This is a genomic window from Apibacter sp. wkB309, from assembly GCF_002964915.1.
GTDB lineage: Bacteria > Bacteroidota > Bacteroidia > Flavobacteriales > Weeksellaceae > Apibacter.
Genome location: NZ_PSZL01000003.1, coordinates 85,250 through 98,685, shown reverse-complemented (window position 1 = coordinate 98,685; position 13,436 = coordinate 85,250). Strand labels below are relative to the sequence as shown.

Below are 13,436 nucleotides of genomic sequence, written 5' to 3'. Positions count from 1 at the left end.
TATCCACATTTAAATCATAACTAAAATTTATATAAACAATAATAAGCACCTAATGTATGTCTTATCATATTAAGATAATCAATATAATTAAAATAACGTAAAAAAGAATATAATTATTTTATATAATATATATTTTAATTTATTTTGTTCTATTATCACACATAAACCCTAATATTTAACCTGTTTACATAAATTACTCTGATTTTTTTATATAAAAAAAAGGAGAATTAAAATATTAATTCTCCTTTCTTGAATTCATAGAGTTAGTATGATTACAACATAGGTACTTAATAACCTAATTAACCCAAAATTTCTTTTATCTGTTTATATACATTTTCAGGGGTAAAACCTAATTTTTGATCTAAAACAGCAGCCGGAGCAGAATATCCAAATGAATTCATTCCCCAGATTTTTCCATTTTCTCCAACCAATCCTTCAAGAGTAACGGGAAGCCCCGCAGTTAATCCGAATTTCTTTTTATTTTTAGGTAAAACCAACTCTTGATAGTCTTTAGGTTGTGATCTGAATAATCCCTCTGATGGTACGGATACAACTCTTGTTTTTATACCGTCTTTTTTTAGTAATTCAGCCCCTTCCACCAGAGTGGAAACTTCTGAACCGGAAGCCAGCAAAATTATTTCATACCCCTCATCTTCCTGTACTATGTAAGCTCCTTTAGAAGTTTGTAAGGATTCATTAAATCGATCTTGTTTAGTCGGTAAATCCTTAATGTTTTGTCTAGACAAAATCAAAGCTGTTGGAGTATGTGTATTTTCCATTGCTAATTTCCAAGAAACAGTTGTTTCCTGAACATCTGCCGGTCTTAAGACTAACATGGAATTTTTACCTTTATGGTTTTGCAATTTTTCCATCAAACGTATTTGTGCTTCTTGCTCCACAGGTTCATGAGTGGGCCCATCCTCTCCCACTCTGAAAGCATCGTGCGTCCAAATGAATTTAACCGGCTGTTCCATTAATGCGGCAACCCTAACTACAGGTTTCATATAATCAGAAAAAACGAAAAAGGTGGCACACGCAGGAATTACTCCTCCATGAAGACTCATTCCCACGCATAAACAAGCCATAGTAAATTCAGCTACCCCTGCTTGTAAAAATGCACCTGAAAAATCGTTTTTAGTAAATGGACGGGTATGCTTTAAGAAGCCATCCGTTTTATCTGAATTTGACAAGTCTGCAGAAGATACAATCATGTTGTCAACTTGTTTAGCTAAAGTTTCCAACACCGTTGAAGATGCTGCTCTTGTAGCCGCATTAGGTTTTTGCGTAATTTCAGACCAGTTGATATTTGGTGCAGCACCCGAAAACCATTTTTCCATTTTTTTGGCCAATTCAGGATTTTCTTTTACCCATTGTTCTTTTATTTCTTTTTTATTTTTTACTATTTCTTCTAATTCTTTGGCTCTATTTGCATATAATGCCTGAACTTCAGGAAAAATAATAAATGGGTTATTCGGATCACCTCCTAAATTTTCAATGGTTTTTGGCAAACTACCTCCGGCTTCCCCTAATGGTTGACCGTGTGTAGATACTTTATTTTCAAAGGATTGCCCATTGGCATCCACGGCTCCTTTTCCCATGATAGTATTTCCTATGATAAGAGTAGGCCTGTCGTTAACTGCTTTTGCTTCATGTAAGGCTTTACGTATTTCTGAAGCATCATTTCCTTTTATAGTAATTACTTTCCAACCCCAGGCTTCATATTTTGCAGCTACATTTTCTTGATTAACTTCTTTTACTTGAGTAGAAAGTTGTATTCCGTTGGAATCATAAAACATAATCAGATTATCCAACCCTAAATGTCCGGCTATTCTTCCTGCCCCTTGTGAAACTTCTTCTTGAATCCCTCCGTCTGAAATAAAGGCATAGATGGTTTGATTCATTAAATTTCCTAATCGAGCTTTCAAAAACTTTGCAGCTATTGCCGCTCCCACGGCATAAGCATGACCTTGTCCTAAAGGTCCGGAAGTATTTTCAATACCTCTTTCAACATCTAACTCAGGATGTCCCGGAGTAACACTTCCCCATTGACGAAAGTTCTTAAGGTCATCCATCGAGTATTTTCCGGCCAATGCCAAAACTGAATATAACATGGGCGACATATGTCCCGGATCCATAAAAAATCGGTCCCTTCCTTCCCATCTCGGATTTTTGGGATCATATTCCAAAAACTCCGAATATAATATATTAATGAAATCAGCACCCCCCATGGCTCCTCCAGGATGGCCTGATTTTGCTTTTTCTACCATTGATGCAGCTAATATTCTAATATTGTCTGCTGCTCTATTTAATGTTTTAATATCAGTCATTGTACTTTATAAAATTTTGGATTTCAAATTTACGCTTTAATTGCACTTACTTCAATTATTCAGAGCAATATTGTGAAAAATTTGATTATTGAATTATTATTATTCTTTTATATAATTTTTAAAAGGGCGAGTTCTGCCTCTATCTGATCATAAAGACAGATCCTCCAATACCCTTGAAAACTAATTTATATGATCTCTTTGATATTTTCTAAACTCAAATATTTATTAAATTCCTGATTATAATGTTTATTATATTCTTGGTTAGGATAATAGATATTTGAAATTTCCATTCCCATTTTGCTCTGCGCTTCGGGTAAATCTTTATATACTCCCGCAACTACAGCAGCACACATGGCAACTCCCAAAGCGCACGCCTCACGGGTTGCAATAACTTTAATAGGCATTCCAATAACATCCGACATGACTTGCATTACGTATGGTGATTTTTGAGATATTCCCCCAACGGCAATAATTTCTTTAAGTTTTATTCCGTTGTCAATAAAACGGTCAATAATATTTTTAGCTCCGTAAGCAGTTGCTTCCACTAAGGATTTATAAACTAAAGGAGCTACACTGGATAAAGCTATTCCTGTTATCGTTCCTTTTAATTCATAATCTACATTAGGAGATCTTCTGCCATTAATCCAATCGGTAGATACAATCTGACTGTCTTTGGGAGGTATGATTTTCGCTTGTCTGGCCAAATTTGGAATCATTTCAGCGTATACCTCATCTCTTAAACTTTGCCGTGTCTCCGGATCTCCGATATTCGATTTTAGCATTATGTTATCTAAAGGCCACATTAGCAATCTCTTAAACCAGGCATATAAATCTCCAAAAGCCGATTGACCTGCTTCAAATCCTACCATACCGGGAAGAATAATATCATCAGCTTGTTGAGGAATTCCCGGTACTAATTTATTCCCTAAGCTCTTAGGTCCTACGGTAATGGCACAAGTGGAAGTCCCCACTATCTCCACCATAGCTTTATCTTTTACCCCCGCACCAACTGCACCTGCATGACAATCTAAATTACCAACGGCAATAAGTACATGTTCCGGAAGACCTAATTTATTAGCCCACTCTTTGGTGATCGTTCCCGCGACTTGGTCGCAAGTATATGCTTCTTTGTTAAATGTATCTACTAAGCCATCTAAAGACGGATCCAGTGATTTAAAGAATTCATTGGGAGGATATCCCCCCCATTCTTTGTTCCACATTACCCGAGATCCGGCTATGCCCATTCCTCTTTTGATCTCTTCGGGCTTAGTTAACCCACAAAGTATGGCAGGCAACCAATCACTGGACTCAACGAAAGAATAGGCGGCTTGTCTAATTTCGGGTATCTTAAATATATGTAATGCTTTGGTCCAAAAGTGTTCTGTGGAATAATCTCCACAACCGGCAGACTTAGTATAGTCTATATGCCATTTTTTTGCAAAGTCATTCAGATATTCATTTTCTTTTTGCCCTGTGTGATCTTTCCATAAAATAAACATGGCATCAGGATTTTCGGCAAATTCAGGCAACAAAGACAACGGGGTTCCTTCTTTATTTACCGCTACCGGCGTTGAACCGGTCATATCCGTACTGATGGCTTTCACGCAAGCGGCTGCTCCCGGCACTTTATATAAAACGTCTTTAACGATATATTCGAGAACTTCGAGATAATCTAAAGGGTGTTGTCTAAATTGGGTCTTTACAGGATTACAATATAATCCTTTTTTCCATCTTGGATATTCTTTGATTGATAAGGCTAATTCTTTTCCGGTTTCTGCATCCATTAAAATTGCTCTTCCGGAATCTGTACCATAATCTAATCCTATTACTAAATTATTGGATAATTGCATTTTTTTGGGTTTAGTTTGAAGTTTTGTTTGATTGGAGACAGCGATAATTATTTTTATACTATCCTCTGTCTCCGAAATATTATGGTTTTCCGGTTAGCTCTTTTACTTTTTCTAACCGTTTGTATTTTTCATATTCAACATTGTAATGTTGGTGATTTTGTTCGTTAGGATAGTAAATTGTTGAAATTCCCATTCCCATTTTTTCTTGAGCATGTTCCAATTTAGAATAAATTCCGGCGGTTACAGCTGCACACATCGCCACTCCTAAGGCACATGCTTCCCTGGTTGCGATAACTTTTATAGGCTTGCCTAGAACATCTGATAAAATTTGCATAACATAAGGAGACTTTTGGGAAATTCCTCCTACTGCGATAATTTCCTCAATTTCAATTCCATTGTTTATAAATTGTTCTACAATAGCTCTTGAACCGTATGCGGTTGCTTCTACTATGGATTTATATAGTAAAGGAGTACTGCTGGATAATGCCAACCCTGTGATAGTCCCTTTCAATTCATAGTCAACATTGGGCGTCCTTCTTCCATTAATCCAGTCAGTAGCTATAATATGGCTGTCTTTTGCCGGTATGAGTTTTGCTTGTCTGGCCAATTCAGGAATCATTTTATCATAAACTTCCTGAATTACTTTATCTTTGGTTTCTTTATCTATATATTCGATTTTTGCAAATATTTCCCTCAACGGCCACATTAAAACCCTTTTAAACCAAGCATAATAATCCCCGTAAACGGATTGTCCTGCTTCGTAACCTACCATTCCGGGAATTATAGAATCATCTGCCTGACCGGATATCCCCGGAATTAACGGATTATTTTCACTTTTAGGTCCTACAATAATATCGCATGTGGATGTCCCGATAATTTGAACAATGGCTTTATTTTTTACTCCTGCTCCAATTCCTCCTGCATGGGCATCTATGTTTCCGGCAGCTACTTTAACTGCTGTGGTTAATCCTAATCGGTTAGCCCATTCTTCTGATAAATTTCCTATCGTTTCTACACAGGTATACACTTTTTTTGAAAAGGTGTCTACAATTCCATCTAAAACGGGATCTAATTCTTTAAAAAATTCATTAGGTGGATATCCTCCCCATTCTTTATTCCACAACACTTTAAATCCGGCTGTACATATGTTTCTTTTTAAGTCTTCCGGTTTTTTTACCCCTATAATTAAATTGGAAAGCCAATCACAGGCATCTACAAAAGAATGTCCGATTTCTTTTATTTTGGGATCTTTTCTGAATATGTGAAGAGCTTTAGCCCAAAAATGCTCTGCAGAGTAATTTCCACCTCCACCTGAATATCGGGTATAATCGGTATGCCATTTTTTGGAAAATTCGTTGATATGTTCGCAATCTTTTATTCCTGTATGATCTTTCCATAAGATAAACATCCCGTTGGGATCATCTAAAAAGTCTTCTCGTAAAGCTAAGGGAGTACCTTCTTTATCTACAACTACCGGAGTAGAGCAGGTAACATCTATTGCTAATGCTTTAACTCTTTCTTTTGCTACCGGAACTGTACTGACTACTTCATTAATTATATATTCTAAAACTTCAACATAGTCTAAGGGATGGTGCCTGAATTGGTAATTCACCGGATCGCAGTACATACCTTTTTTCCATCTCGGATATTCTTTTACTGAGAGTGCTAATTCTTCGCCGGTTTCAGCATCCATTAATATGGCTCTTGCTGAATCAGTTCCGTAATCAACACCGATTACTAAATTGTTTGAAATGCTCATCATTTTTTTGTTTATTCAGTTGGTTTATAGTAATTATTTGTTTTTTTCTTGTCCATAATAAGCATTCGCTCCATGTTTTCTTTCGTAATGTTTATGGATCAATGCTTCTTTCAATCTTGGGGCTTGGGGATTTATTTGCCTTGTTAAATAAGCCATTTTCGCTACATTTTCTAACACCGCACTGTTGTAAACTGCTTTTTCAGCAGTTTTACCCCAAGTGAAGGGCGCATGGCTTCCTACCAATACCATTTCCATCTCTTTATGACTTAATTTTTTTTCTTTAAGAATATTGAGAATCTGGAAACCTGTTTGGTATTCATAGTCTCCTTGAATCATCTCATCACTCATAGGCGGAGCACAAGGTATATCAGAAATGGTATGATCTGCATGGGTTGTACCGAATATGGGAATATCCAATAAAGATTGCGCCCAAGCGGTAGCATAGGTGCTGTGCGTGTGTACAATTGAGTTAACGTCTTTCCAATGTTTGTATAAAACGGCATGGGTGGGTGTGTCTGATGAAGGTCTTAGTTTACCTTCGACCACTTTACCGTCAAAATCAACCAGCACCATGTCATCGACCTTTAACTTTTCATAGGGCACTCCACTGGGTTTGATAGCAAAAACTCCTTGATTGTGATCTGCGACACTTACATTACCCCAAGTAAATAAAACTAAATTCAATTGGGGTAATAATTTATTTCCTTCGAATGCTTCTTCTTTTATTTGAGCATATTTTTTCATAGCTTTATTTTATATGTGAATATTCTATCAGGTTGCCTAATACCTCTATACTCGGCAAGACAATATCCAATTCAGGATCAGCTTTTTCTGCATCTTCCAGGGTAGCTTCTCCGGTTAGTACCAATACTCCGAAAGCTCCTGCATTATGAGCCATCATCATATCTGTGTAAATGCGATCTCCTACCATAGCCACTTCATCCGGCTTTAAATTTTTCGCTGACAATATGCCGTCTAACATTTCTTTTTGTGGTTTACCCAACACTATATCCGGTTTTCTTCCCGTAGCGGTTTCTATAGATGAACATATGGAAGCACAATCAACTAAAACAACCGGTTTGTCGGTCGGACAAACTTTATCGGGATTGGTTGCTATATAAATTTTTCCTTGTTTCGCCCACCAAGCTGCTCTGCATAATCTTTCATAATTTAAAGTCATATCAAAAGCAACAATTAATGCATCGGGCTCATCTTGTGCTGAGTCTTCAGTAGATATATATCCTGCCTTATTGAATTGTTTGATCATACTGGGTGTTCCCAATATGAATAATTTTTTGATTTGTGGATGTTTCGCTTTTAAATAATCTATGGTTGCTACTGCGGATGAGTACATTTCTTCTTCTGAAGCATCAATTCCTAATCCTTCTAATTTTTGCAGGTAGTCTGAAATACTTTTAGAGGGATTATTGGTAAGAAATGAATAGCTTATGCCTAATCTTTTAAGTTGATTTAAAAAGCTTACTGTATAAGGAAATAAAGTTGAGCCATTGTAAATCGTTCCATCCATATCTAAAGCCACATGTTTGAGCTTTTTTACTTTTTCTAAAAGAACATTTGAAGTCTTTTTTATATCTGTGATATAATTATTCATACAATTTATATTTAAAAGATATAAAGGATACGCATGTAATTTTTCTTATTACATGAATATCCTTTTAATTTATTTTCCTCTTAATGCTCCTTTTTCGCTGAATAATTCTTCAATCCAATGATCAAAATATCCTGCTCTGTAAGCAAAATCTAAAATTGTATATCTGCTTCGGATTTTATGTGCTCTGTAAAAACTATCTTTGAGTCTTTTTCTGGTAATACCGATTTCTTCAGGTTCAACAGGTGCTCCTACGGCTGCCAATCGTTTTTTTGTTTCCTCAAAAGGTATAACTTGATTTCTTAGTTTTTCTTTTAATTGCGGCCAATTCTTTTTAATTTTATTTAATTGTTCCCTTAATTCCTCTTTGGTAACGTATTTATCTGTAGTTTGGGCCACAGCAAAGGGATGTATTTCAGTCCCTGCAAACATTTCATCTATCTCTTTTAATTGAGCTTCCAGGGTCGGCCATTTTTCAACTGCCGCTTCAACGTCAAGCCGTTCTATAGATTCTTTTAACATTACTTCATACAAAGCAGTAATTGCCAATGTGCCAATACCTACTTTAAATCCATGCGATGGGGCTTGTTCATCTTGATTAGGATATAAACCGAATTTTTTGGCCATTTCTCCTTTGAAGGTGTGATGCTCCATATCCCACAGATGGCTGAATTGATGTTCAGAACCGGATGCCGGACGGCTTACCCCTGCGCCCCATGATTCCATGGATTGCATAGCGAAACCGCCTAACATTAATCCTTCTGTTAATAATTCTATAGCTTTTGAATTCCCATTTTTTGCACCTGCCGGATCTTGCAATGCCTCTGCCAGTCCATCTTGTACTATATTCCATGCACTTGTCATAGGTTCAATGCCTTTTTTGGGGTGATTGGGGTCGGCTAATTCTGCAGCTAAAATCCAATCTGCTCCGGATACTACTTTAGCATATAAATCTGCATATCCGGAAGCGGTCATCAAAGGGGGAGCAGCAGCAATAATATCAATATCAGCTACTAAGGCTTTGGGAGCTTCACAGGCATGAGTGATTTTTGCTCCTTTGTTGGTTATGGATGCTCCTGCCGAAGAATATCCATCCATGGATGCGGCAGTAGCAACACACATATACGGTCGTTTTAGTTCGGAACTTGCTCGTTTCGTAAGATCGTTTATAACTCCTGAACCAACCGCAATAGGTGTTACGTCTTTATCTTTTAAATAATCTCTTATTTTCTCTACAAATATATAATCTGCATATAAATTAGGATCATCTAAAATATACGGTTCTTCTCCTTCCAATCCGGCTTTTTGTAATGCTTCATGAACTTTTTTTCCTGCTACTCTATAGGTATTAGGATCTGCTATAATAATTGCTTTTTTTCCGGGAAATTGTTCCTTAAATATTTGCGGTACATCCTTTAAGATATTGGATTCTATTTCCAGAAACTTTGTTTCAGTAGCTTGTTTTAAAGCTGATTTAATGCTTTCTTTAGACATTTTATTTTTTATTTTTTGTGGTTTGTGATTGATAGGGTCTCTTATTAAATTTAAAGTTTTTTAGAGTCTTCTAAAAATTTAGCTAATCCAATATCAGTTAATGGGTGTTTTAGTAAATCAAGTATGGGAGCTAAAGGAGAAGTAATCACATCAGCTCCTATTTTCGCACAATTGATAATGTGCATGGAAGATCGTATGGATGCGGCTAGTATTTGGGTAGTATAACCGTAGTTATCGTATATTTCTCTTATTTCTGCTATCAGGTTTAAACCATCTGTTGATATATCATCTAATCTTCCTATAAAGGGAGATACATAGGTAGCTCCTGCTTTTGCCGCAAGAAGTGCCTGACCGGGTGAGAAAACTAAGGTACAATTAGTTTTAATTCCTTTACTTGAAAAATATTTAATGGCTCTTATCCCATCATGGATCATAGGAACTTTAACAGTTATTTGCTTATCAATTTCTGCTAATTCTTTTCCTTCTTTAATGATTCCTTCGTAATCGGTTGAAAGTACTTCTGCACTTACATCTCCATTCACGATTTCACATATTGCTTTATAATGAGCATATATGCTGTCTTTTCCGGTTATTCCAACTTTTGCCATAATGGAGGGATTTGTGGTAACTCCATCAAGAACTCCTAGATCCTGAGCTTTTTTAATTTGCTCTAGATCTGCTGTATCAATGAAAAATTTCATTTTTTTATTTTTTATGGTTTTATAATTGATTTGATTGTTTTAAAACATATTGATCGGTTTTTATTTTAATTAAAATAACCTTTAACTAATAAGTATAATCCTGCAGCAAGTAATCCCCCTACTATTGGAGCAATGGAAGCGTACACAATTCCATATCCCCAATCACTATCTCCTTTGCCTTTTAAAGGGAGGATTTGATGAACTAATCTAGGCATTAGATCTCTGGCAGGGTTTAAAGACCATCCGGTAACCCCTCCGTAAGCCATACCGATTGCAAATATCATAAATCCGGCAGGTAATGCTCCTAAAGATCCGAACCCTACCATAGAATGGGTAAATTGAGGAATACCTGTTGAATTTTCAATAATTACTCCTCCATGATTGGCACTCATGGACAGTCCTATAAATACTAAGAAAAAAGTACCTATAGCTTCAGCTGAGAAATTCTGAATTGAGTTATTTTTTCTAATAGACGCATTGGTTGCAAAAACGCTTAAAAGTTTACTTGAATCTGAAGAAGTAGCTGTTAAATGACCTCTATATACAAATGAAACAAGCAGAGCCCCTAAAAAACAACCGATAAATTGTGCTGTTATATACGGAAGAACAAATTTAGGATCTAAAACACCTGCAGCCCATTGTGCTATGGTAACTGCCGGATTGAAATGTCCACCCGTGTCAAATGGAGAAGAAATAATTACCGACATAGCTACAGCAAATCCCCAGCCAAGTGGCCCGCTTAAGGCTGCCTTATTACCTTCTCCGTATGATTTGTCCAAGGTAAGATTCATGCTTATCCCACATCCTAAGGCAATTAATGAAAAAGAACCTAGTAATTCTCCTATAAATTTTGTTGCAATGACTGAATCCATAATCTTTGATTTAGTTTTGATTTATAATTTTATTTTTTTGAGCTTTGTGTTTTATATATTTAAAACGTAACAAATGTATTTACTAAATCGAAACTAAACAATAATAAAACAAAATTTTTTTTTATAAATATTAAAATAATTTTAGTATAAAAATAGGTTAAATAGAATTAATTTATTATCTTTGTTATTGATTGACAATTATTTATATATTAATTTAATTATTTTCAATATCGAAACTAATTATGTTACATTCTTCTGACAATTCAAATATTTTCGTAAATTTGAATCATAAAGTATTACATTTAATTTCATCCATGTCATTATATATCTACCTATGAAGAACAATAACATAAATAATATAAGACAACAGGAAATTTTAGAAGAATTAAATTTCAATCATTATGTTTCTGTAACTGAATTATGTAAAAAATTAAATGTGTCTGCCGTTACCATTAGAAAAGATTTGACTCATCTGGAGAAGATCGGTAAATTATACAGAACCCACGGCGGAGCAACTCGAGAATCATTTATTGTTAAGGAAAGACATGTTAATAAAAAGGAAACGCTACAGGTTGAAGAGAAATCGAAAATAGCCAAAGCGGCTCTTAATTTTATTGAAGATAATGATTTTATTACGATTTCATCAGGAACTACCACACAGATGGTTGCTCAGGTAATTGAAAATAATTATACTAAGTTAACCATTCTTACCTCTTCTTTAAAATCGGCTATGCTATTATACGGTAATCCAAATTTTGATGTAATACAACTGGGAGGGGACGTTCGAACTAAGTCCGGGTCTGTTATGGGACCTTATGCTGAATTAATGATCAGTAATTATTCTTGCAGTAAACTTTTTATTGGCGGCGATGGGGTCGATTTTGATTTTGGCCTTTCTACTTCAAGTACTATGGAGGCTAAAATGAATCAATTGATGATTCAAAATTCGGAAAAGGTTATTGTATTAGCAGATTCTACCAAAATTAGTAAAAGGGGATTTGGTAAAATAACTGATTTAGATAAAATACATGTCTTAATTACCGATGAAGGCATTAAAAAAAGAGATGTTGAAAGATTCGAAGATTTAGGTATTGAAGTTGTTATTGCACGATAAAATAAACCGGCTTTACTATCAAAAATTAGGTTAGGATATTATGGAATTATCTGAATCTTTGATATCATATTCTCCAATTTTCTCCCTTCGCAATTTAGTCAAGTATCCTCCAACTCCTAAGCTTTGTCCAAAATCGTGAGCTAATGAACGGATATAGGTCCCTTTACTGCAATGGACTAAAAATTCTACATAAGGCAGATTAATGTTAGTGATTTTAAAATCGTAAATGGAAATTTCACGAGAGGGAACTTCAATAGCTATTCCTTTCCTTGCAAATTCATACAATCTTTTCCCATCTTTTTTTAAAGCAGAAAATACCGGAGGTTTTTGACTAATGGATTCCCCTATGAAATCATGTACTGCCTCTTCAATATCTTTAATTTGTAAATGATTGTATTCTTTGGAATTAAATTCTTCAGTTTCTAAGTCATAGGAAGGAGTCTCCACTCCTAATTTAATTTCTCCGGAATAGATCTTGGATGCATCTTGAATTTGTTGTATTTGTTTGGTTGCTTTACCAACGCATACAATTAATAAACCGGTTGCTTTGGGATCTAATGTTCCCGCATGACCTACTTTGATTTTCTTTAAATTAAATTGCTTTTTTATTTTCCATTTAATTTTGTTTACTATATCAAATGAAGTCCAATCTAACGGCTTATCTATTAAAAATATTTTACCTTCCAGTAATTCGTCTAAATTCATTCATTCCTAAATTTAAAAGCAAATATAATCAACTAATATTTTAAGTCCATTTTTGAATATTGAAAAATATCGTAATTTTGCAAAAAGCAAATCAACCTTGTTGCTTCTATTTTTTATAGAAGAGGAAAGTCCGGACACCAAAGGATATCACAGCGGGTAATGCCCGTCCATCGTAAGATGAGGACCAGTGCAACAGAAAGGAAGTACAGTTCGGCTGTAGTGAAATCAGGTAAACTCTGTGAGGTGCAATGCTATGTATACCGGATTTATAAGGGCTATCCGTCCGATGCCGGGGGGTAAGCAGATTGAAATAAGGAGTAATTCTTATTCTAGATAAATAACAAGGCTTTTCAGTAATGAAAATGACAAAATCCGGCTTATTGATTTGCTTTTTTTATTTATATATGTATAAAATAAGCATGGATTTTATCCTATCCATTCATTGACATGTTCTCCTAATCCCATACTTATAGCCTTTGCTGATATGGTAAATGTTTCTGTAATCGAGGATCTACCTAATCCTAAGGAATCAAATTTTTCTTTATATTTTACTACATAACCGTCTGTAAAATTTAATTCTTTTAAGGGGGTGTTAGAATCCTTTTTTGTAAAGACTACTTTGCCATTTTTCTTTTCATAGCTATTAGTCATCCATTCAAAAAAACGAGTTTCATTAGTTGATCTTAAAGTTATCTCAATTCTTCCTCCTCTAATTTGTGCTGATGGTCGCCCGGTTGGATCTGTTTCTTGCGCTAATGAATAATTTACATTAACAATATTATATTTTCTTCCGGCTACCTCTAATCGTGCTCTAAATGACATAATAATAATGATTTTTAGTGAAATTTTCAAATTTTACAAATTTACGTATTTGAAAGTAGATAGTATTTTTCCATTAGTTAAATGCTTGTTAAAAATAAACAGCCTTATTTTGATAAACTTTATCTCTATATCATAAAAATATATGAAAATTAATTTTCATACAGCTCAATATTTTAGCAACTA

The 13,436-nt window shown here is 35.0% G+C and carries 11 protein-coding genes and 1 other RNA gene; 2 read left to right on the top strand and 10 right to left on the bottom strand.

Annotation, left to right across the window (positions count from 1 at the left end):
• Positions 1-299: 299 nt before the first annotated feature.
• The 8 genes from C4S75_RS03595 to C4S75_RS03560 all read right to left on the bottom strand — a co-directional run bounded on the left by C4S75_RS03595 (position 300) and on the right by C4S75_RS03560 (position 10,612).
• On the bottom strand, positions 300-2,327 hold the full coding sequence (locus C4S75_RS03595) for a transketolase (protein WP_105296961.1): 2,028 nt from the start codon (positions 2,325-2,327) through the stop codon (positions 300-302).
• 185 nt (positions 2,328-2,512) lie between these two features.
• A complete protein-coding gene (locus C4S75_RS03590; protein WP_105296960.1) occupies positions 2,513-4,177 on the bottom strand; it encodes a ribulokinase in 1,665 nt (554 codons plus the stop codon).
• A gap of 79 nt (positions 4,178-4,256) precedes the next feature.
• On the bottom strand, positions 4,257-5,936 hold the full coding sequence (locus C4S75_RS03585) for a ribulokinase (RefSeq protein ID WP_105296959.1): 1,680 nt from the start codon (positions 5,934-5,936) through the stop codon (positions 4,257-4,259).
• Positions 5,937-5,969: 33 nt separating this feature from the next.
• A complete protein-coding gene (locus C4S75_RS03580) occupies positions 5,970-6,680 on the bottom strand; it encodes an L-ribulose-5-phosphate 4-epimerase (protein ID WP_105296958.1) in 711 nt (236 codons plus the stop codon).
• Positions 6,681-6,684: 4 nt separating this feature from the next.
• Complete coding sequence (locus tag C4S75_RS03575) at positions 6,685-7,548, bottom strand: HAD-IIA family hydrolase (RefSeq protein ID WP_105296957.1); 864 nt, start codon at positions 7,546-7,548, stop codon at positions 6,685-6,687.
• A 69-nt stretch (positions 7,549-7,617) separates the two neighbouring features.
• Entirely contained in the window at positions 7,618-9,039 is a 1,422-nt protein-coding gene (locus C4S75_RS03570; protein ID WP_105296956.1) for a sn-glycerol-1-phosphate dehydrogenase, read from the bottom strand.
• Between the two features lie 50 nt (positions 9,040-9,089).
• On the bottom strand, positions 9,090-9,740 hold the full coding sequence (gene fsa, locus C4S75_RS03565) for a fructose-6-phosphate aldolase (protein ID WP_105296955.1): 651 nt from the start codon (positions 9,738-9,740) through the stop codon (positions 9,090-9,092).
• A gap of 65 nt (positions 9,741-9,805) precedes the next feature.
• On the bottom strand, positions 9,806-10,612 hold the full coding sequence (locus C4S75_RS03560) for an MIP/aquaporin family protein (RefSeq protein WP_221404048.1): 807 nt from the start codon (positions 10,610-10,612) through the stop codon (positions 9,806-9,808).
• A 334-nt stretch (positions 10,613-10,946) separates the two neighbouring features.
• Here C4S75_RS03560 and C4S75_RS03555 point away from each other — a divergent pair, with 334 nt between their 5' ends.
• Positions 10,947-11,726: a DeoR/GlpR family DNA-binding transcription regulator gene (locus C4S75_RS03555; protein WP_105296954.1), complete on the top strand. Its 780-nt coding sequence runs from the start codon at positions 10,947-10,949 to the stop codon at positions 11,724-11,726.
• 30 nt (positions 11,727-11,756) lie between these two features.
• Here C4S75_RS03555 and truB read toward each other — a convergent pair whose 3' ends face one another.
• A complete protein-coding gene (truB, locus tag C4S75_RS03550) occupies positions 11,757-12,431 on the bottom strand; it encodes a tRNA pseudouridine(55) synthase TruB (RefSeq protein WP_105296953.1) in 675 nt (224 codons plus the stop codon).
• Between the two features lie 83 nt (positions 12,432-12,514).
• Between truB and rnpB the strand changes: the two genes are divergently transcribed.
• Positions 12,515-12,827: RNase P RNA component class A (gene rnpB / locus C4S75_RS03545), an RNA gene on the top strand.
• 30 nt (positions 12,828-12,857) lie between these two features.
• Here the strand turns inward: rnpB and tssD are convergent.
• Positions 12,858-13,253: a type VI secretion system tube protein TssD gene (tssD, locus tag C4S75_RS03540; protein WP_105296952.1), complete on the bottom strand. Its 396-nt coding sequence runs from the start codon at positions 13,251-13,253 to the stop codon at positions 12,858-12,860.
• Between the last annotated feature and the right edge of the window lie 183 nt (positions 13,254-13,436).